The following is a 24,949-nucleotide window of genomic DNA, read 5'->3' as shown; positions in this document are numbered from 1 at the left end:
CGGGAGTCTTGCCGGTGAGTCGTAGTTACCACACCGCCATTATCGGCGGCGGGCCCGCGGGGCTCAGCGCCGCGGGTCGTGCCGCAGCCTATGATCGTGAGGCCGGTGTCGCTGAGCCGTCCTACGTGCTTCTGGAGGGCCACAGCACCTTCGCCAAGACCATCCAGAAGTACCAGAAAGGCAAGCATGTCATGGCGGAGCCCGGTTTCCTGAACCTGCGCTCACCCATGCCCTTCGAGGCGGGCCGGCGCGAGGACATTCTCGGGGCCTGGCAGGAGCGCCTGCAGGGCGAGGGGATCCATATCCGCTATAACGCGGAGGTCGCGGACATTTCCGGTACCCAGGGTGACTTTCTGATCCGTCTCGCCGGTGGCGAAGAGCTGTACGCCGAAAACGTGGTCCTGTCCATCGGCACCCAGGGCAATCCCCGCACGCTCGGCGTTGATGGCGACGCGGAATCCGAGTTTGTCCTGTATACCCTGGATGACGCAGACGCTTACCGGGGTGAATCCATTGTGGTGGTGGGCGCGGGTGATGCAGCGATCGAGAATGCCATCGCGCTGGCGAAACAGAACCGCGTTACCATCGTCAATCGGCGGGGGGAGTTCAGCCGCGCCAAGGACGGTAACCTGAGCGCCATACTCGCGGCGATCAACGATCCCGATATCCCGCTTTCCTGCCTGTACGAAAGCCATGTCGCGGGCCTCGAGTTGCCCGGTGATGAGGGTGAGGGCGCGCTCCTGCTCAAGACCCCGTCAGGGGAAACGCGCGTCGCCTGCCACCGCATCATCGCCCGTCTCGGAACAATACCGCCACGCAAATTTGTTGAGAGCTGCGGTATAAAGATCAGCAGTCCGCATCTCGATGCCGTGCCCGAGGTGGATCGCAAATACCAGAGTAACGTTCCGGGGCTGTACGTGATCGGTGCGCTGGGTGGCTACCCCCTGATCAAGCAGGCGATGAACCAGGGCTACGAGGTTGTCGATTTCATCCACGGCAGGGAGACCCGACCGGCGGATTACGAGCTGCTCGCAAGCCAGTTCGCCGGACTGCCCTACGCCATGGATCCGGAGGACGTTCTCGATCTGTATCAGCAGCGCGTACCGATGTTCCGGCGCATGAACCCACTGGCTTTTCGCGAGCTGATCATTGAAAGCCGTATCCTGTTCAGCGAAGAGGGGGCGTCGGTACCGGGCAGCACACGCGAGCGTGAAACGGTGCATGTGCCTGCAGATTACACCCTTTACAGAAACGGCGAGTACAGCTCATCGTTCTATACGCTGGTGGAGGGTAGCGTGCAGCTGCAGCTCGAGCAGGACGGTCCCTGGCACACGCTCAGTCCCGGGCAGTTCTTCGGCGAGATGAGCCTGATTTCCGGTCGCCCGCGCGAGGGCTCGGCGATTGTCAAGCGGGACAGCATCCTGATCGAGACGCCGCGACGCATCATGGTCAAGGTGATGAACAGTAACGAAGAGATACGCGAGGGTATTGATCGTGTGTTCATCATGCGCGCTTTGCTGGCGGCGTTCCGCACCGGTATCCCGCTGGATGAACTGGGCGAGATTGCCGCAGGCATCACGCCGAAAACCTTTGAGGCCGGTGACCTGATCTACCGGGAAGGGGAGCAGGGCGAGGAGCTGCATCTGATCCGCCGCGGTCGCGTTGCGCTGTCGAAGGGTGGCGATGGCAGCGTGGTCAACCAGCTGCATTCGGGGGAACTGGTCGGGCAGATGGCGCTGATGGGGGCGCCGACAAGACGCGAGACCGCCAGCGCCGCCGTGCGCACGGAAACACTGCCGATCCGGCAGCCGGAGTTTCTGCGCCTGGTGGGGCAGAGCGGCGATTACCTGCCGGTGTTGCAGCAGCGGCTCAGCGATAACCTGCTGCAGATCAACGCCATGGCCTCGCGCAGCGAGGCAGCCCGCACGGTGAACTTTCTGATGCAGGAAGGCATGGGTGAGGCGACCAATGCCCTGCTCATCGACGAGAGCCTGTGCATTGGCTGTGACAACTGCGAGCGGGCCTGCGCCGAGACCCACGGCGGTATCTCGCGCCTGAATCGCCGCGAGGGCGCCTCACATAACCAGTGGCACGTGGCGACCACCTGTCGGCACTGCGAGCTGCCGCACTGCATGAAGGACTGCCCTACCGATGCCATACGACGCTCGGCGGACGGCGAGGTATTCATCACCGACGCCTGCATTGGCTGCGGTAACTGTGAAACCCATTGTCCCTATGATGCCATCAGCCTGCGCTATCCGGCCGCGAAGAAGCCCGGTCTGCTTTCCTGGCTGCTGTTCGGGGCCGGCGACGGTCCGGGAGACGTCCATAGCGCCTCGCCTGCAGACGCCAACAGCCGCAAGACCGCGGTGAAGTGCGATGCCTGTCGTGACCTGCCGGGCGGGCACGCCTGTGTGCGTGCCTGTCCCACGGGGGCGGCTATCCGCCTCGGACCGGACCGCTTCACCGAACTTGTGAGTGTTCTTTAGGTGCTGCCAAACATTGTCAGCTATGCGCGCTTTCGCTACCTGTGGCTGGCGTTGCTGCTGATTGCCGCGTCGATGGCTCTGTATTTCTCCCAGGCCACCGATGGGGCCCAGCCGCGCAACGGCGGAACCTGGCAGGGCTATACACTCGGTACGCTGGGAGCCCTGCTGATCGTCTGGCTGTCGCTGCTGGGCGTGCGCAAGCGCAGCTATCGCTCGGCGATGGGTCGGGTGCAGGGCTGGACGTCGGCCCATGTCTACCTCGGGCTGGCACTGCTGGTCGTTGCCACCCTGCACTGTGCGCTGCAGTTCGGACTCAATGTGCACACCCTGGCCTATGTCCTGATGTGTCTCGTGGTGCTGTCAGGCATCTATGGGCTTTACGTCTATCTCGCACTGCCAGGGTCGCTCGCGGCGAACAATGCCGGTCGCGATATCGCTGCCAGCAGTCGCGAACTCGAGGATATCGACCGGCAGATCAGCCGACTGGCGGCGCGGGGTGATGCCGATCTGAGTGCTGTGGTGGACAGTGCACTGGAGCTGACCCGTCTTGGCGGCACGACCTGGACCGTACTCAGGGGTCGCGACCGTTCTCGCGTGCGCGTTGGCAGCACCGCCGTGGACAACCGCGATCAGTCGGCGGTTATTGCGCATCTCGCGTCGCGCGTGCCCCGGGCGAGCCGGCGCCGTGAGGCGGAGCTGCTGAACGAGCTGCTGGACATGTTCGGACGCCGGCAGGTGCTGCTGCGCCGCCTGCGCCGGGATGCCCGCCTGCGCGGGCTCATGCAGATCTGGCTGTTCTTTCACATTCCACTGACCGTGGCGCTGCTGTTCGCGCTGGTCGTTCATGTTCTCAGCGTTTTCATTTACTGGTAGGCCGATGCAGCTTCTCTTGCGACGCAGGTCTGGCGATGGGCAGGGAGAAACCCTGGACCATGAGCTGTCCGGAAAAACCCTGCGCCTCGGGGCATCGGCGCGTGCCGATTTCCAGCTGCCGGGGCTGCAGAAGGAGGTGCGGGTCAGCGCGGGGCGCAATGCCATACTCAGGCTCTCCTGTCGCACTGCCGCGCTGCAGCGCGATGGCGCTCTGGTCAAGACCACCACGCTGGCACCGGGTGAGGCGGTAGATGCCGGCGGCTACCGCTTCCGTGCTTTTGCGGCACCGACGGGCTTTGATGCGGGGCTGGAAATCACCGGCGATGCCAACTACATCAGCGTGCTCACCGCGGAGGTGCAGCGCGGTATCCGGCCCTGGTCGACGCGGCGGTTTTCCTGGCTGGCGGCTGGCCTGATACTGGCGCTGTTCCTGATTCTTCCCTTCCTCGCCATCGACAATCCGGCGGTGGCCCGCTTTACCTCCCTGCCGGGCATTCCGGACGACCGTCACTGGAGCAGCGGTGAGCTGTCCTCGGTCCACCGCGCTGCCGGTGTCGCGGAGGATTGCTCCGCCTGTCACCAGAAACCGTTTGAAATGGTGCGCGATGGTGTCTGCACTGACTGCCATCAGCGGATTCGCGAGCACGCGGATGTGCATGAGTTTGCCGGGCTGGATCTGCCCGGCGAGCGCTGTGCCGGCTGTCACCGGGAGCATAACGAACCGGCCCGTCTGGTGCGGCAGGACAACCCGCTGTGTACCGATTGTCACGCCTCGCCCGATGCCTGGCGCGATGTCAGCGATACGGAGCTGCTCGCGGTGCATGCGTTCTCTGCCGACGGCCACCCCGAGTTCCGGCTCTCCCGCTGGGTGCCGGACGGCGACGGCGCCGCCCACGGCTGGCGGCTGCAGCGCACCCGCGCCGCGCCTGCGACACTCACCGATGAATCCCAGCTCAAGTTCAACCATGAAGTCCACCTGGACCGTGACAAAGTACAGACGCCCAACAGCCGCGAGGCGCTGGCGTGCGCCAGCTGTCATGTCCCGAAGGACAGCGGTGAGCATTTTGAGCCGGTGCGCATGGATACGCACTGCCGCGACTGCCACAGCCTGAATTTCGACCCCTTCGATCCGCAGGTAGAGCTGCCCCACGGCAATACGCGGGCGGCCTTTGAGGCCCTGGAAGCGCATTTCATTCGCGAGTTTACCGATCCAGAATTGCGCGCCGAGCGCTCCGTTCAGAAGCCGCGGCGGCTGCCGGGCAAGCGCATGGGCGAGGCCAGCTGCGAGGGCAGCGGGCTCGACTGCGGTCTTCGCGAGGCCGCCAGCGAGGCCCGGTACCAGTTTGCGGAAACCGGCTGCGTGACCTGTCACGAGGTGAGCGATACCGGGGCGGATACGCCGATTGACCGCTGGTTCGTGCATCCGGTGAAGCTGACGGTCGACTGGTACTCCCAGAGCCGCTTCAGTCACCAGAGCCATCTCAACCTCGCCGGTCGCAGCGGCGACGCTATCTGTCTTGACTGTCATGCGGCGGACACGTCGCAAAAAGCAACCGATGTACTTATGCCGGCAAAGGACAATTGCCTGGGCTGTCACGATGCGAATCGGCAGTCCGTTGCCGTCGACTGCGTTGGCTGCCATCAGTTTCACCGTCCCGAGGGCACCCCTTCGGTTGAGGTCCGCGACCTGTGAGCAGGGCCTGACATGCTGCGTATGCCTGCCATGGCCCTGCTCTTGCTGGCCGTCGGTTGTGGTGGCGGCAGCGGCGGGATTCCGGAACCTGCGCCGGAAGCGGCCGCGCCGGCCCCGCAGACCGTCAGCTGCGACGGGCAGTGTGCCGACAGCGCAACAGGCCTGAGTGCCGCCGACGTGCGCCGGGTGCTGGCCCAGGGCATTGCCCAGGCGCAGGCCGTTGGCGCGAGGGCCACCCTGGCCGTGGTGGATCGCGTGGGCAATGTGCTGGCGGTACACCGTATGGGCCCGCAGGGGGCGGCGGTGACTATCGCGACGGATCAGCCCGTCAGCATCGACGGTGGACTGGAAGGTCTCGTGTTGCCGGCCGGCACGGCGGGTGATGCCGTCGCGGCCATCGCCAAAGCCGTGACCGGGGCCTTTCTTTCCAGCGAGGGCAACGCCTTTTCGACGCGCACCGCAAACCAGATTGTGCAGGAGCACTTCAATCCGGGTGAGCTCAATCAGCCGTCGGGGCCACTGTTCGGGGTGCAGTTCAGCCAACTTGCCTGTTCCGATTTCACGCTTGCGGGCAACCCGGATGCACTAGCCGTGGGGCCGCAGCGTTCGCCGCTGGGGCTCGCGGCGGACCCCGGCGGCTTCCCGCTGTACAAGGATGGCACGCCAGTCGGCGGCGTCGGCGTGATGGCGGACGGACTCTATGGCATTGATCGCAATCTGCTGGATCGCGATGACAACCTCGATGAGCGCATCGCACTTGCGGCGACATTCGGCTTTGCGGCGCCCGCCGATCGCCGCGCCGACGTCATCACGGTTGAGGGCAAGACGCTGCGCTTCAGCGATCTTGGGTTTGCCGATCTCAGCGTCGACCCGCAGCAGGCACCCCGGTATGACGACCTTGCAGACACGGGATCGCTCGTGGCGGTGCCCGGCTACAGCGCGGCAACGATTCGCGCCGGCACGCGATTCGGTCAGCCGGCGTCGGGTGTGGTGCCCGCGGTGGCCTATGCCGATCTTGACGCCTTTGTCTTCGTCGATGCCGCCGGGGACGAGCGATTCCCGGCGCGCAGCGGCACCGACGCCGCCTTTCTGCCCCTGGCGCCGCTGCAGGTCGAAGAAGTGGATCAGCTGCTGCGGTCGGCCCTGACCATCGCCAATCGCGCCCGCGCGCAGATACGGCGACCCCTCGGTACGGCTGCGCGCGTGACGGTGAGCGTTGTCGACAGCCGGGGCGAGATACTCGGTATGCTGCGCAGCCGCGACGCGCCGGTTTTCGGCGCCGATGTCTCACTGCAGAAAGCGCGCACGGCAACGCTGTTCTCGTCGCGCGATGCGGGTGATTTTCTTAAGGGTATTGCCGAGCCGGCCCGCTACCTCAGCCCCGACCTGAGTGAAAAAGCGCGCGTGGCGATCGGCGATTACGTGGAGGCGGCCCGGCTGTTCGTTGGTCCGCGCGCCCTGCAGGACGGGACAGCGTTCTCCGACCGCGCCGGCGGCAACCTGTCGCGCCCGTTTTATCCTGACGGTATCCGCGGCAATCCCAACGGCCCGTTCAGCAAATCCTTTGTCGATAACGAATGGAGTGTCCTTTCCACCGGTCTGCAGCTCGACCTGGTGATCAACCGGCTGCTGGGCCATGTGCTGTTCGCGGTAGGCGCCACGGTGGAAGACGTGGGCGCGAATTGCGCCGCGGCCGAGGGTGTGCGGATTGCCAACGGCATGCAGATATTCCCGGGGAGTGTGCCAATCTACCGTGGCAACGTGCTGGTCGGCGGCATCGGCGTGTCGGGCGACGGCATCGACCAGGACGACATGATTGCGTTTCTCGGCGTCCACGAGGCGGGCCTGGCCCTGAATGGCGCACTGAACAATGCGCCGCCGGCCCTGCGCGCGGATCAGCTGGCACCGCGGGGGGAGCGCCTGCGCTATGTCCAGTGTCCGCAGTCACCGTTCAACGACAGCGATGAGCAACAGGTCTGCGCGGGGAAATGATCATGAGAAAAACCGCGCTGCGCCGGCTGTCTGTGCCACTGTCCATGCTCGGCCTGCCCATGCTGGCCGTCGCCGCCTGGCTGTTGTCGGCATCCCCTGCGGTACGTGCGCAGGACGTCGAGAGCGAGATCATCTGCGACGACAACGCGCCCCGCGAGCGCGGGCGCAGCACTCGCCGTCGCGTCGCTGGCGTGAACCGTAACTGCCGCTATGTCGAGACCCGGGTAGATGAGGACAGCGGCGAAATCCTCAGGGAAACACCGGTGCGCGAGCGCCCGGTGATGCCGCGTCGCCATTCCTCCATACCCCGGCCAACCCCGCAGCAGTTCGTGGAAGCGGTCGCCATCCCCGATCGCTGGCGCATTGTCGATGCCCTCGGCTACGAGGACAACTGGTGGGACCCTTACAATCAGAACACCATCAAGGGTGACAAGCCGCTGCACGACGACTGGTTTTTCAATGTCACCGCCATTTCCGACACCGTGCTGGAGCTGCGGGACGCGCCGACACCGGTCGGTGTGCAGACCACAGCCAACCCCGGCGCGCTGGATGTCCTCGGTAACACGGATCAGGCGCTTTTCAACCAGAACCTCGCGGTGGAGCTGGTGTACTACAAGGGGGATACCGTTTTCCGCCCGCCGGACTGGGAGTTCCGCTTCACGCCGGTGTTCAACGGTAACGTCACACGGCTGGACGAAACCCTGGGCACCGACGCCAACCCGGGTGTGGGACGTCAGCGCGAGGACGGTCACGTCGGCATACAGGCGGCCTTCGTCGACAAGCATCTGCGCAATGTTTCCGAGCGCTACGACTTTGACAGCCTGCGCATCGGCATTCAGCCCTTTTCCAGCGATTTTCGCGGTTTTCTCTTCCAGGACGCGCCCTTTGGCGTGCGCCTGTTTGGCACCCGGGATAACAACCGCTACCAGTACAACCTGGCCTGGTTCCGGCGTATGGAGAAGGACACCAACAGCGGCCTCAATGACATCGGGAAAAGCCTGCGCGATGACGATGTCTTCATCGCCAACCTGTATGCGCAGGACAGGCCGGCGCTCGGTTTTTTTTCCCAGGTCACGCTGGCGTGGAATCGCAACCGCGAGAATTCGGTGTTCTACGACAACAATGCCTTCATTGCGCGCCCGGCATCCCTGGGGCAGGAGCGTCCACGTACCTATGATGCCTATTACCTGGGCTTCAGCGGTGACGGGCATTTCGGGCGATTGAATCTCACGACCTCTGCCTACCTTGCCCTGGGCGAGGAAGACGGCGTTTTTACGGATCGCAGATCGGATATTGAGGCCTGGTTCTTCGCCGCTGAACCGTCCATGGATTTTGACTGGATACGGCCGCGACTGTCGTTCCTGTACGCGTCGGGCGACAACAACCCCTATGACGACAAGAGCCGCGGCTTTGACGCGATTTTCGAGAATCCGCAGTTCGCCGGTGCGGACACCAGCTACTGGATACGCCAGGCTGTACCGCTGATCGGCGGTGGACGGGTCGCGCTGTCGGCGCGCAACGGTGCACTGAACTCCCTGCGCGCTTCCAAGGAACATGGACAATCGAACTTCACCAATCCGGGTCTGCTGCTTGCCGGTGCCGGTGTCGACCTCGACCTCCTGCCCGAACTGCGCCTGTCGCTGAACGCCAATTACCTGGCGTTTGCCGAGACCGCGGTGCTGGAGGCGGCACGGGCGCAGGCCGACGTGGACGCGCATATTGGCTACGATCTTTCCGCCGCACTGATCTGGCGACCGTTCATGAGCCAGAATGTCGTCGTGCGGGCTTCCTACGCGCAACTGATCAGCGGCGACGGCTACCGCGGCCTGTTCGGCGACGACGATCCGCGCTCCGTGCTTTTCAACCTCATTCTCACTTTCTAGGGGAGATGCGATGACCCCGCAACCCGCGAACACCCAGCGATGGATCATGCCCTCGGCCGTTGTCGCTCTGCTGGCGACACTGGCCGGCCTGGTGCTGGCCGCCGGTGACGAGACAGCGGTGCAGCGCGATTATTCTTTCCATCCGCCGGCGCCGGCTCAGCAGACCGCGGAACGTGTCAACGCCAAGTCCGAAGGCTGCCTGACCTGCCACGAGGGCACCGACAGCAAGACCATGCACAGCAATCCCGCGGTCAAGCTCGGCTGCACGGACTGTCACGGCGGCAACGCGCGTGAGGAAAAGCCGACGTCGGCGCACTCGCTGGCAGACAGCGCCTACCGCGCCAGCATGGAGCGCGCGCATGTGCTGCCCCTGTATCCCGAGAGCTGGCACTATCCGTCCAGCGCCAATCCGGAACGCAGCTACACGCTGCTCAATCGCGAGAGCCCGGAGTTCACGCGCTTCGTCAATCCGTCGGATTACCGGGTTGCGCGCGAGGCCTGCGGCGCCTGCCATCTGCCCACAATCCAGGCGGCGGAGCGCAGCCTGATGTCCACCTCGGCCATGCTCTGGGGCGGTGCGGCTTACAACAATGGCATCCTGCCGTACAAGCGCTATATCATGGGTGAGGCATATACCCGCGAGGGCGAGCCGGCCATGCTGGAAAATCCGGTACCCGTTAACGAGGACATGACCGAGGCGAGTATCCTGCCGCAGCTGTATCCGCTGCCGGCGTGGGAAACCGTGAAGCCGGGGGATGTGTTCCGTGTCTTCGAGCGCGGCGGTCGCAACATCACCAACCTGTTTCCCGAAACCGGTCTGCCGAACGCTCTCGGTCAGCTGCAGCGACTGGAAGAGCCGGGCCGCCCGGACATCCGCCAGTCCAACCGCGGGCCCGGCACCGGGGCCCGCATCTCGGTGCCGGTAATCAACATCACCAAGACCCGCCTCAATGATCCCCATACCTGGTTTCTCGGCACCAATGACCAGCCGGGTGATTTCCGCAGCTCGGGCTGTGCCTCCTGTCACGTGGTCTATGCGAACGATCGCGACCCGCGGCACTCCGGCCAGTATGCGCAGTTTGGCCACATGGGCGAGACCCAGACTGGCGACCCGACCATTCCAAAGAATGAGCCCGGTCATCCGCTGAAACACGCGTTCACCCGCGCCATACCCACCAGTCAGTGCATGGTCTGCCACATGCACCAGCCGAACATGTTCGTGAACAGCTACCTTGGCTACACCATGTGGGACTACGAGTCCGATGCACCGTTCATGTGGCCTGAGGAGCAGCAATACCCGGACGACGACGAGCGTCGCGCGGTGCTGGAGCGCAACCCAGAGGGTGCAGCGCCGCGGGGCAAGTGGGGGGATCTGGAGTTTCTCAAGGAAGTGTCCGCGCTGAATCCGAAGCTGAAGGATACCCAGTTCGCGGATTACCACGGTCACGGCTGGAATTTCCGCGCCATTTTCAAGCGCGACCGCCAGGGCAATCTGCTCGATGCAGAGGGTGATCCCGTTGCCGATGACGATCCGGACAAGTTCGACAAGGCGGTGCACATGTCCTCGGTACATCTCGATGTCGGCATGCACTGCGTGGACTGCCACTATGCCCAGGACAACCACGGTAACGGCCACATCTACGGCGAGGTGGCCGCGGCGGTGGAGATCGACTGCAAGGACTGTCACGGCAGCGTGGACGCGTATCCGAATCTGTTCACCTCCGGCCCCGCGGCACTCGAGGGCGGTACGGATATCGGCGCTATCCGCAACCCGGATGGCAGGCTGCGCTTCGAGTGGGTGGCCGACAAGCTGATCCAGCGCTCGGTGCTCGATCCCGATCTCGAGTGGGAGCTCAGCCTGGTCAAGGACAGCGTATCGCCCGGCAAACCCGGCTATAACGAGAAAGCCGCCCGGGCAAAATTGATGAGTCGCGACACCAGCACCCAGGACTGGGGCCCGGACACCGATCTGAAGAATCTGGCGCACGCCGATGCGGACATGGAGTGCTACACCTGCCACACCTCCTGGACCACGAGCTGCGGCGGCTGTCACCTGCCCATCGAGGCGAACAACAAGACGGACCGTCATCACTACGAAGGTGGCGAATCGCGCAACTACGCGACCTACAATCCGCAGGTGTCCCGCGACCAGATGTTCCTGCTCGGCCGGCGCGAGACCGCGAAGGGCGGCAAGATCGCGCCGGTGCGATCCACCTCGGCGCTGGTGCTGTCGTCGACCAACGCCAACCGCGAGAAAATCTATATCCAGCAGCCGCCAATCGCCTCAAGTGGCTACAGCTCGCAGGCCTTCAATCCGCACTTTCCGCATACGGTGCGCAAGACGGAAACCAAGGACTGCGAGGATTGCCATCTGTCGCAGAGCAACGACAACAACGCCATCATGGCGCAGCTGCTGATGTACGGCACCGGCTTCGTCGACTTTGTCGGACACTATGCCTGGGTCGGCGGCGAGAACCATGTATCCGGCGTAAAAGTTACCGAGTGGGATGAACCCCAGGCGGTGATTGGCAGCTATCTGCAGCGCTATGCCTACCCGGACTATTACCGGGCACATACGGAACGGGACCGCGAGCTGGAGGAGGGCTATCCCCACAGCAGCGGCAGCGCAGCCTGCCTGCAGCATCGCGGCGAGTACCTGTTCGTGGCGGAGGGCGCGCAGGGCATGCGCGTGTACGACACCGCGAGCATTGCCAACAAGGGTGTGTCGCAGCGCTTTATCACGGCGCCCTTCAGCCCGCTGGGACAGAACACACGGATCCCTTCTGCGGACGCCAGTTGCGTGGTGTTGCCGACCAATCAGCCGATCCATCCGCCGCGCAACGACGGCAAGCTGATGCGCGAGGTCAACCTCGAGCAGCCGTTCCATCCACTGTACAACTACGCGCTGGTTACCGATCGACGCGAGGGGCTGATCCTGACCAACGTGAATACCCTTGCCGATGGTGAGCCGCGCAACAACCGTCTCGAGCGCGCGCTTACCTGGAATGTCGACGGCGTGCTGGATGGCGCCCGGCACATGGCGCTTGGTGGCTATTACGCCTACATCGTGGCGGACCGTGGCGTGGTGGTGCTGAACCTTGACGATCCGCTGTCGCCGACCCTCGTGGATATCGTGCCGATGGACAATGCGCACTCGGTAGCGCTGCAGTTCCGTTACCTGTTCGTGACGGACAGCGAGGGACTCAAGGTGATTGATGTCACCAACCCCGCGGCACCTGAGCTTGTCGCGAACAACACGATCGCTCTGTCGGAGGCCGGTCGTGTCACGCTTGCGCGGACTTATGCCTACGTTGCGGCGGGCCGCGAAGGCCTGGCCGTGGTCGATGTCACCCGGCCCGATGCCATGCGCCTGCAGACGCGCGTCACAGAGGGTCTTGAAGATGTTCGCGACGTGGTGGTGGCAACCACCAACGCCTCGCTGTTTGCCTACCTGGCTGATGGCGGTGGTGGCCTCAAGGTGCTGCAGCTGACGGCGCCGGATACCCAGCCGAAATTCTACGGTTTCAGCCCCGAACCGTCGCCGCAACTCATCGCTTCCTACCCGACAGCATCGCCAGCGCTGTCCCTGAGCCGTGGCCTGGAGCGCGATCGCGGTGTCGACGAGACTGGCGGTCAGGTGGCGGTGTTCGGGCGTGTGGGCTCACGGCCGCTGAACCTTGAGGAGATGCGCCGGCTGTTTCTCGACAAAGACGGCAAGCCCTGGTTCGTGGAGAATCGATAGAGATGGTCATGTGGCGCTCAATAAAAGTGAATGTGCATCTGGCGATGCTGTTTCTGGCACCACTGGCAGTGGCGCAGTCGCTTCCCGAGGACGACGGGCGGGTGCATGAGGGGGTGGCCAGCTGTGCCAGTGCGGTGTGTCACGGCCGGGTGAATGAGGCAGATGACGAGACCGTGTGGCTGAACGAGTACCGGGTATGGCTGCGGCAGGACTATCACTCCCGTGCCTATCGCACGCTGATGACGCAACAGTCACAGGCGATCGCAGCGAAGCTGGGTCTGCCGGCCGCGCACACGGCAGATCTCTGCCTGGACTGCCACGCCGACAACGTCCCCGCCGAGCGGCGCGGTGCCCGTTTCCAGATTGACGATGGCGTTGGCTGCGAGGCCTGTCACGGCGGTGCCGGGGACTGGCTGGAGAACCACGCCGAACGCGGGACGAGCCATGCAGACAACATTGCCGAGGGGATGTATCCGACGGACCAGCCGGTGGCGCGCGCCGAACTGTGTCTCTCCTGCCATCTCGGAACCCGCGACAAGCTTGCCACACACCGGATCATGGGTGCGGGTCATCCACGCCTGTCATTCGAGCTGGAAACCTTCTCGGTCAACCAGCCGGCGCATTATTCGGTGGATGAGGACTATGTCCAGCGCAAGGGCAAGCCCGATACCGTGGCGATCTGGGTCAGTGGTCTGGCGATGAACGCGGCGACGCTGTTCGACCTGCTGGCAAGTGAGGCCTATCCGGGCAACGCGCTGTTCCCTGAGCTGTCTTTTTTCCAATGCCACGCCTGCCATCACGGCATGAACGATCTGCGCTGGCAGAGCGATGCCCGCGCACCGGCGTTACCCCCGGGGTCGGTGCGGCTGAACGATGGGCCGCTCACGGTGTTGCTGCCGGCGCTGGCGGTGCTGGTGCCGGAGCGCGCTGAGGATATTGCAGCGCAGCTGCAGGCGCTGCATGCCGCAGCGGAAAACGACCCACAGTCGCTGCTCGACACGGCATCCGGGATTTCCTCTGCACTTGGCGCCGTGGCGGCAGCACTGGCAGACCGCCGGTTTGACGCCTCGCTGCAGCGCTCTTTGCGCCGCGAGCTTCTGGCCAGCAGTGCGGCGGACCGGTTTGGCTATTTCACCGCCGCAGAACAGGCGTTTCTGGCGATTGAAACCCTGTCCATAGCCCTGGGGGATAGCGAATCGCTGGCGCCGCAGCTGGACGCCCTGTTTGAGGCGCTGGGCAGTGAGACCAGCTATGTGCCGGATCAGTATGCGGTGCGTGCGAGACAGATGCTGGAGGCCCTGTAGTGTCGGCGCCATCCTGGAGGATCGAGGCGGCGGGCGCGACGCATCCGGGACAGCGCAGTCACAACGAAGACAGCTGGCGCCTCGACAATGACAGCGCTTTCTATATGGTGGCGGACGGTGTCGGTGGACGCGACGCGGGGGAGGTGGCCTCGCGCATCGCCTGCGATGTAACCGTTGATCAGGTGCGTGCGGGTACCGGGCTTGCCCCGGCCCTCGCGGTTGCGAACGCCGCGATCCGTGAGGCCATCGCGGCGTCCGGCGAGGGCGCATCGAGCATGGCGTCGACCGCGGTCGCGCTGCACCTGCAGCCGCAGGCCCGGCGCTTTTCTCTTGCCTGGGCGGGCGACAGTCGGCTGTATCTCTGGGATGGCAGGCTGAAAACCCTGACCCGTGACCATTCGCTGGTAGAATCCCTGCTCAAGCGGGGCGAGATCAGCCGCGCCGAGGCGGACGACCATCCGCGCAGGAATGTCATCCTCACCGCGCTGGGTGACACCGAGGCGGAGCTGGAGACCGGTGAAAACGCCGGCGCATTGACGGGCAGTGCGCTGTTTCTGCTTTGCAGCGATGGTCTGAGCGATGTTGTGCCGGCGTCTGTCCTGTGCGACATCGTTTGCCGGGACAGCGACAGCCTCCAGACGCGTGCTGATGCGCTGGTGCAGGCTGCGGTTGACGCGGGTGGGCGCGACAATATTACCGTGGTCCTCGTCTCCTGGCGTGATACCGCCGCCGCGCAGGCGTCATCGTCAGGCGTCGATGGACCTGTGGTATACGAGGCTTTTGATCCGGTCAGCGGTGAGCGTATCCGCAATACGGAAGAGGATCGTGCCGCTCCGACCATCCGTCGGGTGCCTGCGCGCAGTGAACAGACAGGCTCCGGGCATACCGGCTCCGGGCATACCGGCTCCGGGCATACCGGCCACGGGCGCGCGGCCCCATCATCGGATCTGTCGCAGAGCGGCGAAGCATCGCGCACCGACCGCTGGCGCTGGCGATGGTGGCTTGCCGCTGTGGCCCTGCTGGCCGCCGGAGGGATAGTGGCAGACTTTGTGACCCGTCAAGGGTCCTGACGTACGAGGCAGATAATGGAAATTCAGGCCAGACTCATCACTGATGATGGAACCGAGCATCCCCTGATCGAGACACTCACGGTGGGTCGCAGTGACGACTGTGACATCACATTGCCCAGTAGCAAGGTGTCGCGCCAACACGCGCGGTTCAGGCTTGCGGAGGACGGTGTGACGGTGGAGGATCTTGGCTCCTCCAACGGTACGCGATTGAATGGCCGCGCTATTGGCTCGGCGCAGGCACTCATGGATGGAGATCAGGTCGGCATCGATACGTTCACACTGACTGTGGCCATCATATCCGACGATGCCAGGGAAGCGAGCGACGACGCTACCGTGATCGCCGCGCCTGCGGATGATGACGCCACGATGCTGGCGCCCGCAGCTGAGGCGCCGCAGGCAGCGGCGAGGCCGGCTTCGCCACCCGGGCCCTCCGCGTCCGGAGCCGCCGCGGCATCTGACGTCGCGGCGCCGACAGGCGACTTGCCGGGAAGCTGGGTGGATAGCGGCACGGGAGAGAGCACCCAGTTCCTGTCACCGGATGCCCTGGCCGCGCAACGGCCGCAGGCAGCAAGTGCGGAGCGCCATTCCCCGCTTGCGCACTTCATCGTGATCGCCGCTGACGGGTCGGCTTCCGACGTTTTCGAGCTGGAGACTGGCGGCGGGGAGGAAGACACCTGGGAGCTTGGCCGCGACGACAGTTGCGATATACCGCTGAACGATCCTACGGTGTCCGCACGTCACGCCCAGCTGGTGCACAAGGGTGGACGCTGGCGCATGGTCAACCTCGTGTCCTCGAACGGTATCGTGGTCAATGGCGAGAAGCGCCTGTCGGTGTATCTTGATGGCGGCGACAGCGTGCAGCTGGGCGAGGTAAGGCTGGTATTCAATGCCCCCGAAGGAGGCGCAACAGGGCCCTCCAGCGGCGGGAAAGCCGCCACGCCAGCCGCGGCATCGGGCAGCAGACTGCCACTGATGATCGGCATCGTGGTTGTGGTAGCGGTGCTTGCCATCGCCGCCGTTGCGCTCCTGTGACTCGCCGGGTCTTGCGCTCCCCATCCCGATGACAGGTCTGCAGCAGGCCCAGCTGCTCTTCATGCGTCATCCCGACCCGATGTGGATTTATGCGCTGGATTCCCTGCGCTTCCTATTGGTGAACGACGCCGCCGTGCGTATCTACGGCTACAGTCACGATGAATTTCAGCGTATGACCTTGCGGGACATACGGCCCGCAGCTGATATTCCACTGCTGGAAGCGAATGTTCGCGGCGTGACTCAGGGTCTGGACGAGGCCGGCTTCTGGCTCCACCGGCGCAGCGATGGGGAACTGATCACCGTCGACATCACCTCGGAAGTCATCGAGTACGAGGGAATCCGGGCGGAGCTTGTTCTGGCGCGTAACGTTACACCTTTGGTCGATGCGCGTCGTGAGGTGGCTGTATTGCGGGAGGCCATCTCGCTGCGAGTCGAGGGCAGCGCGGCCTGTGGCGTTGACGCGGGGACCTTCGAGGATGCGCAGCAACTGCAGCAGCGGCTGCATCGCACGCTGGAAAACATGAAGGATGCGTTCGTCACGCTGAACCGCCAGTTTGTTGTCACCTACGCCAACTCGGCGTTTGCCCGGCTGGTGGGCTCAACGGTGTCCGGTGTGATGGGCCGCCATGCATGGTCCTGCTTCCCCGGTACTGCTGACACCGCGTTTGGCGTGGCCTTCAAGAAAGCACTCTACGCCGGGGAGCGCGCGGCGTTTACTGAGTATCATCCCGACACCGGCGCCTGGCTGTGCGTCACGTCCTATCCGGTTCCCGAGGGTTTTGCCGTCTATGTGCAGGATGTCACCGAGCGCAGGGAGCTCGCCCAGCGAATGGAGCAGGCCGAAAAGCTGGAGGCGATAGGGCAGCTGACCGGCGGCATCGCCCATGACTTCAACAACCTCCTGACCGTGATTATCGGTAATACGGATCTGCTGGCAGAAGCGCTGGCGGACGATCCACTGCGCGCAATGGTCGACATGACCTCGGCAGCCGCCGTGCGCGCCAGTGACCTGGTCGACAGCCTGCTGGCGTTCTCGCGACGACAGACCCTGCAGCCAGCCGCACTGGATATCAATGCGAGGATTCGTGCCCTGCAGCCGCTGCTGCAGCGGGTTCTCGCTGCAAATATCGACCTGTCTTTTGATCTGGCGGGAAACCTCGCGCAGACCTTTGTGGATGCGGCGAAACTCGATTCGGCGCTGCTGAACCTCGCAATCAACGCCCGCGACGCCATGCCTGATGGCGGCCAGCTGAGGATAACCACCGGTAATTGTGTTCTCGACGGGAGCCAGATTCCCGATGAACCCTCTGTCAGTGCGGGCGCGTATGTGTTTCTGTCCGTCGCCGACACGGGGTGCGGCATGCCGCAGGAGGATCTCGGGAGAGCCTTCGAGCCCTTTTTCACAACCAAGCCCGTGGGCAAGGGAACGGGGCTGGGACTCAGCATGGTACACGGCTTTGTCCGTCAGTCAGGCGGGCACGTGAACCTGGCTTCAACGCAGGGTGCGGGTACCGTCGTTACCCTGTATCTGCCACAGATCAGGGCAGAGACGGCGTCAAATTCCTAGGTCAGGTGGGAGTCTTCCCATGCACACCAGAGCGACAGTCTGCGCGACACTCAGCCTTCCCGTACTGCTGCTCATCGGCAGTTTCACGTCCGCGCTGGAGGAAGAGACCGTGTCTGTTCGAATCGCCACCTTCAACGTCAGCATGGAAGCCGGTAATTACCTGCCCCGGGATGCCGTGCCCAGCGGCCGGGAGCTGGCGGAGCGACTCGCCGACGGTGCTCACCCTCAGATACGCGGCATCGCCGAAATCCTGCAGCGCGTGCGCCCCGATATCGTTCTGCTTAACGAGTTCGATTACTTTGAACAGCCCGAGGCGGCCGTGCTGCCCTTCCTTCGCCGTTATCTGGCCCGGGGGCAGAATGGGCAGCAGCCCCTGGAATACCCCTATTTCTATACGGCACCGGTGAATACCGGAGTCCCTTCCGGCCATGACCTGAATCGCGATGGCAGGAGTGACGGCAGTGGCCAGGACGCCTTTGGCTACGGCCTCTACCCCGGTCAGTACGGCATGCTGATACTGAGCCGTTATCCGCTGCTGACCGAGGCGGCCCGCACCTTTCGCCATTTCCTCTGGCGGGACATGCCCGACAATCTCATGCAGTCGATGCAGACCCCGGAGGGCGAGCCGTGGTACGACGCCGACGTGCAGGACATATTCCGTCTGTCGTCCAAGTCGCACTGGGATGTCGCGGTCGACATTGGCGGCCGGCGGCTGCACCTGCTGGCCAGCCATCCGACGCCGCCTGGCTTTGATGGCCCCGAGGACCGCAATGGACGGCGCAACCACGATGAGATCCGCTTCTGGGTGGACTACATCAGCGGTGGTGAACAGGCCGCATACATTGTCGACGACGCGGGCGGGCGCGGTGGCCTGAGAGGCGAGCGATTCGTCATTCTCGGAGACCTGAATGCCTCACCGGTGGAGGGCGATGCCCGGCAGGGGGCAATCCGGTCACTGGTGGCGCACTCGAAAGTCAATGACGATGCACCGCCCACCAGCGCCGCCGGCGCCGCGGCGTCTCCCGGCAATCGACATGCAGGGTCGCATACCGCGAGCTGGGGACTGCGCGCCGACTACGTGCTGCCTTCCCGTGCCGGCGGGTCGGTTACCGACAGCGGCGTTTACTGGCCCGGTCCGGGAGAGCCGGGCCGGACGCTGGTGGAATCCCGCGCGGCCTCCTCGGATCACCGACTGGTCTGGGTCGATCTGGTACTCGAACCCCTGCCAGAGTAGCGGTTCGCCAGCGAAGTGCCGTCAGCCGCGCTTGTAGCCCGGCGTGAAAAACGGCATGCGCGTAACCGTCATGGGCAGGCGCTTGCCGCGAACCTCGGCGAATACCGTGGTGCCCGCTTTGGCGAGCGCCTTGTCGACATAGCCCATGGCGACCGGGCCATCAACGCTGGGCCCGAAAACGCCGCTGGTGACGGCGCCTGCGGGGGCATCGGCGTCGCTGAAGAGAGGCGCTTCCTCGCGCACCGGGGCTCGTCCTTCGCCCAGCAGTCCAACGCGCTGTCGCGACCAGCTGCCCGTCTCCAGCTGCTGCGCGATCACGTTCTCGCCGACGTAGCCGCCGGCCCGCGCTCCGCCCGGGCGCCGGGCAGGGGAGATGGCCCACTTCAGGCCCGCCTCCAGCGGTGTGGTACTCATGTCGATGTCATTGCCATACAGGCAGAGACCTGCCTCCAGACGCAGTGAGTTGCGCGCCCCGAGTCCGATCGGTTCCACCTCGGGGAAATCGAGAAGCTGTCTGGCCAGTGCCTCCGCCCTGTCCGCCGGTATCGACAGCTCGTAGCCGTCCTCGCCGGTGTAGCCGCTGCGGGACACGATGCACTCGATGCCGGCAATCTCCAGCGTCTGGCTGTCCATGAAGCGCATGTCAGCCGCGGCGGGCTGCAGCCGGGTCAGCACCGCCTCCGCGGCGGGACCCTGGAGCGCGAGAAGCGCGCGATCCTCGAGACACTCCAGGCTGACACCCGTTGGCAGATGTTCACGCAGGTGCGCGATATCCACCGCCTTGCGTGCGGCGTTCACCACCAGGAAAAGCCCCTCGCTGTGCCGCGCGATCATCAGGTCGTCGATAATGCCGCCGTCGGCATTGGTAAGAAGGCCATAGCGCTGGCGGCCCTCGGCGAGGCCGACGATATCGGACGGGATGAGGGCCTCAAGAGCCCGGTCGGCGTCGACGCCGCGCAGCATCAGCTGACCCATGTGCGACACGTCAAACAGGCCGGCATGCTCGCGCGTGTGCAGGTGCTCGCGCTTGACGCCGAGTGCGAACTGCAGCGGCATCTCGTAACCGGCGAAGGGCGTCATCCTGGCGCCGCATTCCCGGTGCAGGTCAGCGAGTGGCGTGTGCAGCAGAGTCTGTTGGGTATCGGTCACGGTGTCTCTCCCGGATTGAAGTCGTGGTCAGGCGGCCGCTGCCGGCCAGGATTCTCTCTCTACATGATGCCTCAGCCCCTTGTTGTTTCCAATAGGAAACAACGGGGCAGGCCGCCGCCTGCGGCCGCGTCTAGGCCGTCACCCAGAGCACCTCGGCGTCCCGGGCGCTGGTGGAAACGAGGGCGTGGCCCATGGTGCAGTCATAGTAGGCGCTGTCGCCCTCCTGCAGTTCCACGGGTTCGTAGAACTCGGTGTACAGCAGAAGGGTCCCGCTGAGCACAAACAGAAACTCCTCCCCTTCATGCCGTATCCACTCGGGGTATTCGGCAAAGTCGCGCGCATGCACCTCGGTGCGAAAGGGCACCATCTTCTTCTGGGTGAGTTCGGTGGCCAGCAGCTCGTGGGCGTAGGTTGGCGTAGGGTGCGGCTTGCCGGCGCCGCGGCGGGTGATATCGCGCCGTCCGCCAGGCGTGGCGCCGGCGCGGGGCTGGCTGAACAGCTGCGGAATGTCGATGCCGAGCCCATGCACGAGCTTCTGCACAATGGTGAAGGTCGGTGATATCAGCTCGTTTTCTATCTTCGATAACGTGGAGCGGGCAACGCCGGTGCGCTGGCTCGCTTCTTCGAGCGTGAGTTTCTGGCTGAGGCGTATCGCGCGGACCCGCTTGCCCAGCTGCAGCGGCTGCAGGGTCGCCTCGGTAGCGCTGCGTCGCGTGATGCGGGGAGTCTTCAGCTTTTCATCCCGCAGAAAGCGGGGTTCCTCGTTCATGCCGTTCCTGTTGCCTGCTTGGGGGGGATAACAGCGGCCAGACATCTGCTGTGGAAGATTAACCGTATCACAGGGACTTCGCAAAAAATTCCCTTTTTGACGATTTTGTTGCCTATAGGAAACACTGTTGCTAGCCTTTGCTCCTTCAGGATTCTGCCAGCGTGAGACATGCCATGCCTTCAACATCAGCTCAACATCCGATCGAAACTCAGCCCCTGGGACAGCTCGTCGAGCCGGCCTTCAGTGACAGGCATATCGGACCCGCGGACGCGGACGTCGATCACATGCTGTCGACCCTCGGCTGTGATTCTCTGGACGCGCTGGTCGAGCGCACACTGCCGGCGGCGATTCGCCAGGCAGGGCCCCTGGCTGTGCCCGCAGCACTTTCCGAACAGCAGGCACTGGCAGCGCTGCGATCAATTGCGCAGAAAAACACGCTCAAGCGTTCACTGATCGGGCAGGGCTACTACGGCACGGTCATGCCCCCGGTGGTGCAGCGCAACGTGCTGGAGAATCCCGCCTGGTATACCGCCTACACGCCTTACCAGCCAGAAATTGCCCAGGGACGGCTGGAGAGCCTGCTGAATTTCCAGCAGATGGTCATGGATCTGACGGGAATGGAGCTGGCGAATGCCTCGCTGCTGGATGAAGCCACTGCCGCCGCGGAGGCCATGGCCGTGTGCCTGCGCTCGGCAAAGGGCAGCGGCCCCAAACAGTTTTTCGCCGACGCGCGCTGCCATCCACAGACGTTGTCGGTGCTGCGCACCCGCGCCGCGGGCTTCGGTATCGAACTGGTTGTCGATGAGGCGGCAAGGATCGAGCAGTACGAACCTTTCGGCGCACTGTTCTCCTACCCTGACACGCGCGGCGAGATCGGGGACCTGGAGTCACTGATCACGCTGGCGAAGCAGCGTGGGGCCATGGTGGCGGTCGCTAGTGACCTGCTGGCGCTGGTGTTGCTCCGCTCCCCCGGTGACATGGGTGCCGACATTGTGCTCGGGTCCGCCCAGCGCTTTGGGGTGCCGATGGGCTACGGCGGTCCGCACGCGGCATTCTTCGCGGCACGGGAGCCGCTCAAGCGCATGCTGCCAGGACGGATTATCGGCGTATCGGTGGACAGTCGCGGCGAAACGGCACTGCGCATGGCCATGCAGACCCGGGAACAGCATATCCGACGCGAGCGCGCCACCTCCAACATCTGCACGGCGCAGGCCCTGCTGGCCAATCTGGCAGCGTTCTACGCGGTTTATCACGGCCCCCGGGGCCTGAAAATCATTGCCGAGCGTGTGCACCGGCTAGCGGCCATCTTTGCCCGTGGACTTCAGGAGAAGGGCGTGGAGACGCCGCCGCGCTTTTTCGATACCGTGGTTTTCGAGGCCGATGCCGATCTTGGCGCCCGCGCCGAGGCCGCGGGCTACAACCTGCGCGCTTTCGCTGATGGCAGCTACGGCGTGAGCTTTGACGAGACCTGCACGGTGGCGGATGTCGAAAGCCTGTTCACGCTGGTGCTGGGGGATGACCACGGGCTGGCGACCGATGCCCTGGACGCGGTGATCACCGGGGGCGAGGATGCGTCACTGTCTGCGGGCCTGCGTCGCCGCGATGCCATCCTCACCCATCCGGTATTCTCCCTCTACCGCTCGGAAGCCGAGATCACGCGCTATATCCGGCGGCTGGAAGCGAAGGACTACTCACTGGTCCACGGCATGATTCCCCTGGGCTCCTGCACCATGAAGCTGAACGCGACTGCGGAAATGCTGCCGGTCAGCTGGCCGGAGTTTGCCAATCTGCACCCCTATGCGCCGATCTCGCAGGCGCAGGGGTATGCGCAGCTGCTTGCGGACCTTGAGCGCGACCTGGCCGACATCACGGGATATGACGCGGTCTCCATGCAGCCGAACTCCGGTGCCCAGGGCGAGTACGCAGGATTGCTCGCGATTTCCCGCTACCACGCCTCACGCGGCGACAGCCAGCGCAAGGTCTGCCTGATTCCGGCCTCGGCCCACGGCACCAACCCGGCTTCGGCGGCGATGATGGGCATGAAGGTGGTGATTGTCGACTGTGATGACAACGGTAACGTGGATCTGGACGATCTGCGAAGCAAGGCAGATACCGCCGGCGACACGCTGGCGGCGTGCATGATCACCTATCCCTCCACCCACGGCGTGTACGAGGAGGGCGTGCAGGCACTGTGCGACATCGTCCACGGGCACGGGGGCCAAGTGTACCTCGACGGTGCCAACCTCAACGCAATGGTCGGCCTGGCCCGCCCCGGCCACATCGGCGCCGATGTCTCGCACCTCAACCTGCACAAGACCTTCGCCATCCCGCACGGCGGCGGCGGTCCGGGCATGGGTCCGATCGGCGTTCGCGCGCATCTCGCTCCCTTCCTGCCCGGTAGTCCGCTCGAGGAGAGCGACAACGGCGCCGTGGCTGCTGCACCCTTCGGTTCCGCGGGCATTCTGCCGATCACCTGGATGTATAACCGCATGCTGGGACCGGACGGCCTGCGGCGGTCGACGATGGTGGCCATCCTGTCGGCGAACTACATTGCGGCGAAACTGGCACCGCACTACAAGGTGCTGTACCGCGGCAAGAACGGCCTGGTTGCGCACGAGTGCATCATCGATCTGCGTCCCTTGAAGAGCGAGGCCGGCGTGACCGAGGAAGACGTGGCAAAGCGCCTGATGGACTACGGCTTCCACGCACCGACCATGTCCTTTCCCGTGCCGGGCACGCTCATGATCGAGCCTACCGAGTCGGAGTCACTCGTGGAGGTCGATCGCTTCATCGACGCCATGGTGGGTATCCGTCAGGAAGTCGATCGCATAGTCGCAGGCGAGTGGCCGCGGGACGACAACCCCCTGGTCAATGCACCACACACGCAGGGTGATCTGGTGGGTGAGTGGCACCATCCCTACAGCCGTGAACTCGCGGTATTCCCGGCGCCCTCGCAGCGACTGCAGAAATTCTGGCCGAGCGTGAATCGGGTCGACAACGTGCACGGCGACCGGCACCTCATCTGCAGTTGCCCGGATATCTCGCTGTACCGGGAGACGCCCGCGGAATGTAGATGACTAAACAAGTTGGTAACGGGGAAAAACTAGTTGGTAACGAAAAACAAGTTGGTAAAGCAAAGCCGTACTCTAGGCCGGTTTCGACGAGCTAGGCTGAGAAATGGTGGCGAAACGGAGTGAAGTGGGTTAGCGATTAAATGAGGTGGGTAAAAAAAGAGGTGGGTTTGCACGAAACGAGGCTTCTATATCTTCAATCGTCTGTCTTGCGGTTTCGCAGTATTGAAGGTAAACCTACTTTGCGCGCTTCGGGGTGCGCCCTAGGCTTGGTTGCCTCCAATCAGCACTATTAGCTCGAAAAATACCGCACGCTGCTGTTAATCTAAAGGTCCGCTTCCGCCGGCCAGTGGTAGGCAAAACCAGTAGATGAGCCTCTGCCGAGAGGGTGCGCGCATTAGTTTAACGACCGTATGCGTGCGACGCAGTCGCTAAGGCCGGGCAATAACGCGCGTCGGCATTCGCCCAAATGTCTCAAGATAAGACCGGCACTCATGCCGATATCCACGACGACTTCGTCGAACATCTCAAATGTATCACAAGTGGTCATTTGCCCCGGACGCCTCGATCATCTCCCTCTGCGTCAAGATAGTTGCCGCCTCCCTTACAATGGAGGCAGAGGGCAACGAGGTGACGCATGGCACGTTACAGTAAGACATTCAAAGCTCGGGCAGTCGCCCGGTTGTTACCACCAGAGAATGCTTCCCCGGCAGCCGTCGCTGCGGAGTTCGGCATCAGGGCAGATACGCTGGAGCGATGGCGGTCGGAAGCGCCTTCCGATGCACAGGATCGTATCTGGACCGGTCCAGCGCGCCTGGAAGCCGTGATCCATACAGCGGCCCTGGACGAGGCGTCACGCAAAGCCTGGTGTCGGGAGAAGGGACTGTACCCCAGCGAGTTGGAGCGCTGGCGGGTGCAGGCCATGGACTCACTGGGCGATGTGGGAACGACAGAGGCGCGGGTGACGCCGCGCGAGGCTCGCCAGGTGCGTATTCCGGACCAACGTGACCACTCATTCCGTTTCATCGTGACCGCCTGTTCCGGGTGATCGTGACCGCCCATTCCGTTTTATCGTGACCGA

The 24,949-nt window shown here is 64.0% G+C and carries 15 protein-coding genes; 13 read left to right on the top strand and 2 right to left on the bottom strand.

The genetic code is table 11. From position 1 onward, the window contains the following. Positions 1-14 precede the first annotated feature (14 nt). Genes EV688_RS15795 through EV688_RS15745 form a run of 11 tightly spaced genes read left to right on the top strand, consistent with a single transcriptional unit; the run spans position 15 to position 18,879 of the window. Positions 15-2,489: a cyclic nucleotide-binding domain-containing protein gene (locus tag EV688_RS15795; protein ID WP_117319481.1), complete on the top strand. Its 2,475-nt coding sequence runs from the start codon at positions 15-17 to the stop codon at positions 2,487-2,489. Continuing rightward, entirely contained in the window at positions 2,490-3,362 is an 873-nt protein-coding gene (locus EV688_RS15790; protein ID WP_117319480.1) for a hypothetical protein, read from the top strand. Between the two features lie 4 nt (positions 3,363-3,366). Beyond that, positions 3,367-5,055 carry a cytochrome c3 family protein gene (locus tag EV688_RS15785; RefSeq protein ID WP_117319479.1) on the top strand — a complete coding sequence of 563 codons (1,689 nt, stop codon included), beginning with the start codon at positions 3,367-3,369 and terminating at the stop codon, positions 5,053-5,055. A gap of 12 nt (positions 5,056-5,067) precedes the next feature. Beyond that, the gene (locus EV688_RS15780) at positions 5,068-7,047 is read left to right on the top strand and encodes a heme-binding protein (RefSeq protein WP_117319478.1); all 1,980 of its coding nucleotides are present in this window, start codon (positions 5,068-5,070) and stop codon (positions 7,045-7,047) included. Between the two features lie 2 nt (positions 7,048-7,049). Then, positions 7,050-8,930: a hypothetical protein gene (locus EV688_RS15775; RefSeq protein WP_240624460.1), complete on the top strand. Its 1,881-nt coding sequence runs from the start codon at positions 7,050-7,052 to the stop codon at positions 8,928-8,930. 10 nt (positions 8,931-8,940) lie between these two features. Beyond that, positions 8,941-12,672: an LVIVD repeat-containing protein gene (locus EV688_RS15770; RefSeq protein WP_205686730.1), complete on the top strand. Its 3,732-nt coding sequence runs from the start codon at positions 8,941-8,943 to the stop codon at positions 12,670-12,672. Between the two features lie 8 nt (positions 12,673-12,680). Next, a complete protein-coding gene (locus EV688_RS15765; protein WP_162884002.1) occupies positions 12,681-13,976 on the top strand; it encodes a multiheme c-type cytochrome in 1,296 nt (431 codons plus the stop codon). After that, on the top strand, positions 13,976-15,046 hold the full coding sequence (locus EV688_RS15760; RefSeq protein ID WP_117319476.1) for a PP2C family protein-serine/threonine phosphatase: 1,071 nt from the start codon (positions 13,976-13,978) through the stop codon (positions 15,044-15,046). The genes EV688_RS15765 and EV688_RS15760 overlap by 1 nt, the downstream gene beginning before the upstream one ends. Positions 15,047-15,061: 15 nt before the next feature. Beyond that, positions 15,062-16,078 carry an FHA domain-containing protein gene (locus EV688_RS15755; RefSeq protein WP_117319475.1) on the top strand — a complete coding sequence of 339 codons (1,017 nt, stop codon included), beginning with the start codon at positions 15,062-15,064 and terminating at the stop codon, positions 16,076-16,078. A 28-nt stretch (positions 16,079-16,106) separates the two neighbouring features. Further along, positions 16,107-17,645, top strand: a complete 1,539-nt coding sequence (locus EV688_RS15750) for a PAS domain-containing sensor histidine kinase (RefSeq protein WP_117319474.1) — start codon at positions 16,107-16,109, stop codon at positions 17,643-17,645. Between the two features lie 19 nt (positions 17,646-17,664). After that, positions 17,665-18,879: an endonuclease/exonuclease/phosphatase family protein gene (locus tag EV688_RS15745; protein WP_117319473.1), complete on the top strand. Its 1,215-nt coding sequence runs from the start codon at positions 17,665-17,667 to the stop codon at positions 18,877-18,879. Between the two features lie 21 nt (positions 18,880-18,900). Here the strand turns inward: EV688_RS15745 and gcvT are convergent, their stop codons facing one another. Next, the gene (gene gcvT / locus EV688_RS15740; RefSeq protein ID WP_117319472.1) at positions 18,901-20,028 is read right to left on the bottom strand and encodes a glycine cleavage system aminomethyltransferase GcvT; all 1,128 of its coding nucleotides are present in this window, start codon (positions 20,026-20,028) and stop codon (positions 18,901-18,903) included. A 130-nt stretch (positions 20,029-20,158) separates the two neighbouring features. Next, positions 20,159-20,797: a helix-turn-helix domain-containing protein gene (locus EV688_RS15735; RefSeq protein WP_117319471.1), complete on the bottom strand. Its 639-nt coding sequence runs from the start codon at positions 20,795-20,797 to the stop codon at positions 20,159-20,161. A gap of 173 nt (positions 20,798-20,970) precedes the next feature. On the opposite strand from EV688_RS15735, the gene gcvP reads away from it, so the two are divergent. Next, the gene (gene gcvP, locus EV688_RS15730; RefSeq protein ID WP_117319470.1) at positions 20,971-23,874 is read left to right on the top strand and encodes an aminomethyl-transferring glycine dehydrogenase; all 2,904 of its coding nucleotides are present in this window, start codon (positions 20,971-20,973) and stop codon (positions 23,872-23,874) included. Positions 23,875-24,505: 631 nt separating this feature from the next. Beyond that, the gene (locus EV688_RS15725; RefSeq protein WP_131917703.1) at positions 24,506-24,916 is read left to right on the top strand and encodes a transposase; all 411 of its coding nucleotides are present in this window, start codon (positions 24,506-24,508) and stop codon (positions 24,914-24,916) included. The last annotated feature ends 33 nt before the right edge of the window (positions 24,917-24,949 follow it).

The sequence above is a fragment of the Chromatocurvus halotolerans genome, from assembly GCF_004340525.1.
Classification (GTDB): domain Bacteria; phylum Pseudomonadota; class Gammaproteobacteria; order Pseudomonadales; family Halieaceae; genus Chromatocurvus; species Chromatocurvus halotolerans.
The sequence above is the reverse complement of the archived record's forward strand: the minus strand, read 5'-3'. Positions and strand labels throughout refer to the sequence as shown.

What these genes read in the sequence shown, in the direction of transcription:
- EV688_RS15785 (WP_117319479.1), top strand. Translation starts at nt 3,367, where the DNA reads ATGCAGCTTCTCTTGCGACGCAGGTCTGGCGATGGGCAGGGAGAAACC.
- EV688_RS15780 (WP_117319478.1), top strand. Translation starts at nt 5,068, where the DNA reads ATGCTGCGTATGCCTGCCATGGCCCTGCTCTTGCTGGCCGTCGGTTGT.
- EV688_RS15775 (WP_240624460.1), top strand. Translation starts at nt 7,050, where the DNA reads ATGAGAAAAACCGCGCTGCGCCGGCTGTCTGTGCCACTGTCCATGCTC.
- EV688_RS15770 (WP_205686730.1), top strand. Translation starts at nt 8,941, where the DNA reads ATGACCCCGCAACCCGCGAACACCCAGCGATGGATCATGCCCTCGGCC.
- EV688_RS15765 (WP_162884002.1), top strand. Translation starts at nt 12,681, where the DNA reads ATGTGGCGCTCAATAAAAGTGAATGTGCATCTGGCGATGCTGTTTCTG.
- EV688_RS15755 (WP_117319475.1), top strand. Translation starts at nt 15,062, where the DNA reads ATGGAAATTCAGGCCAGACTCATCACTGATGATGGAACCGAGCATCCC.
- EV688_RS15750 (WP_117319474.1), top strand. Translation starts at nt 16,107, where the DNA reads ATGACAGGTCTGCAGCAGGCCCAGCTGCTCTTCATGCGTCATCCCGAC.
- EV688_RS15745 (WP_117319473.1), top strand. Translation starts at nt 17,665, where the DNA reads ATGCACACCAGAGCGACAGTCTGCGCGACACTCAGCCTTCCCGTACTG.
- EV688_RS15735 (WP_117319471.1), bottom strand. Translation starts at nt 20,797, where the DNA reads ATGAACGAGGAACCCCGCTTTCTGCGGGATGAAAAGCTGAAGACTCCC.
- gcvP (WP_117319470.1), top strand. Translation starts at nt 20,971, where the DNA reads ATGCCTTCAACATCAGCTCAACATCCGATCGAAACTCAGCCCCTGGGA.
- EV688_RS15725 (WP_131917703.1), top strand. Translation starts at nt 24,506, where the DNA reads ATGGCACGTTACAGTAAGACATTCAAAGCTCGGGCAGTCGCCCGGTTG.